Here is a 1,768-nt window from a genome sequence, read left to right on the forward strand (position 1 = left end):
TGCAGCAGGGTCATGAGCGCGGTCACGCTCCACCCGCTGCGCTCGCAGACCGTATCGATACAGTTTGTGATTTCCTTGTCCTGCAGGGCAGAGCGGGCGCTGCGCATAACGGACTCTGGCACCGTGAGCGGCGCCAGCGGACCATGCGGACCATCAAGGCCAGCGTCGGCCAGACCGGCAGAGAGTTCACCAAGCAGGGCGAGGGCTTCCCGGCGCCTCTGGAGGTAGTGCATCGCAAAGGCAACGAGAAGCACCTGTTCGATAGGGGATGCGGCGTGGATGCTGGACCAGTGGCGGCCCAACTGGCGCGTGAATGCCTCGAGCGCGCCGGTTTCACTGTAGCGGTCCTGTGCATCGACAGCGAAGCGCGCGCCCCATTCGGCACGTGTCAGAGCCGGGTCCGCGGGCAGGGGGATACCATCCGTGGGCGTTACAAGCCTGTCCAGTCGGCGTCGGACGAAGCCTTTCAGTGTCGGAAACATTTCTGCCTGGACCGCGATCAGACCTTCCAGATCGAGCGCTTTTGCAAATCGGCCGGGGGCAGCACGCCACATGCATAACCCGCCCAGGAGGGCAATCACGATGGCCACCGGCCATTTCAGGGCATTGCCCAAGATCGCAAGTCCATAATAAAGCTGGATCGCCCGCACCAGGTCCGGTCGATATTGCGCGGCCTGCAACTGGAACCGCAGGCGCATCAGGTCGGGATCGGACGTATGCAGCAGGTTGATCTGCCCCAGCATGACCCGCAAATAGAAGGCCGTGATCTGCGTATGCCACAGGCTCCAGGCCATGTAGCTGAACAGCAGGACCCCGACGATGATGATGATCGAGGAAAAGAGCAGATAGTCATCGCTGGATGACCATGGGACGCGGCTCGTGCTCATGAGTGATCGTCCCTGCGGTTTCTGGCCATCATCGTGAGGGCGATGTCGTAGAAACGCCGGAGATACGCATCGCCGTAGCGTGGGGTATGGGAATGGTAGAAGGCCACGGCCTGCCAGAGGTCACCGTGTGCTTCCTGCATCGCCTGACCAAGGATCCAGGCACCTGCCTCGATATTGGCGCACGAACTGTCGCGCAGGGCCGCATATGTTTGCGCGGGCGTGCTGTGCCATCGCCTCGCGATGCGATCGACCCATATCGTGTTGACCTGCATCGGCCCGAGATCCGCCGTGCCGTTACCGTTCGGGCTGACCATTCCGGGGCGGCCGGCCTCGACATAGAGGAGGACGAGCAGCACGCCACGGGGCACGCCGGAGATTTTTGCCGAGGCATCCAGACAGGCTGCAATCTGGCGGCCCTTTTCTTCGATGCTCGCGGCGCGGGCGGTCGTGCTGGCGGCAAAAAGGGGAAATACCCCGAGTGCCGCCAGAGCGAGGCGGGGGATCATGTCGCCCCCTGCAGGGTCGGCGCGACATCAGCGATCCGGCCATGGGCTTCGCCCCAGAAGTCGATCAGATGATTGAGGACCAGCGCATCGTCCATCTCCGCAAGCCTCATCGTGACATCGATCAGACATAACATCACGACCGTAAATGAACCGGCGCGCACCTTGCGGACGGCATAGCCGAGCGCGCTGTCGGGCGTCCTGCTGACATCAAGGGCAAAGCCCGTCCCTGTCAGTTCCAGCCACAGGGCTTCGGCGCTGATCAGGAAAACGGGCAGATAGGCTTCAGGGTGCGCCGCGTCAGCCGGTGGTACGACCACCCTTTTTCCGGTGCCACGGTCCAGCAGCTCAATCGGCTTGCCGATTTCGGCCAGAAGC

The 1,768-nt window shown here is 62.7% G+C and carries 3 protein-coding genes; all 3 read right to left on the minus strand.

Going from position 1 to position 1,768, the window contains the following annotated elements; all coding sequences use genetic code 11:
* Nucleotides 1–887 (minus strand): secretion/conjugation apparatus DotM-related subunit (locus tag B7449_RS11450; RefSeq protein ID WP_048883631.1); only part of this gene is annotated, 887 nt, incomplete at its 3' end.
* Entirely contained in the window at nt 884–1,393 is a 510-nt protein-coding gene (locus tag B7449_RS11455) for a lytic transglycosylase domain-containing protein (RefSeq protein WP_039736656.1), read from the minus strand. The genes B7449_RS11455 and B7449_RS11450, both read right to left, overlap by 4 nt.
* On the minus strand, nt 1,390–1,768 hold a 379-nt coding region (locus B7449_RS11460), incomplete at its 5' end, for a hypothetical protein (protein WP_048883632.1). The genes B7449_RS11460 and B7449_RS11455, both read right to left, overlap by 4 nt.

Origin of the sequence: Komagataeibacter intermedius TF2, from assembly GCF_000964425.1 — a bacterium.
GTDB lineage: Bacteria > Pseudomonadota > Alphaproteobacteria > Acetobacterales > Acetobacteraceae > Komagataeibacter > Komagataeibacter intermedius.

Excerpts from the sequence above, each read along its gene's own strand:
- B7449_RS11455 (WP_039736656.1), bottom strand. The coding sequence starts at position 1,393 with ATGATCCCCCGCCTCGCTCTGGCGGCACTCGGGGTATTTCCCCTTTTT.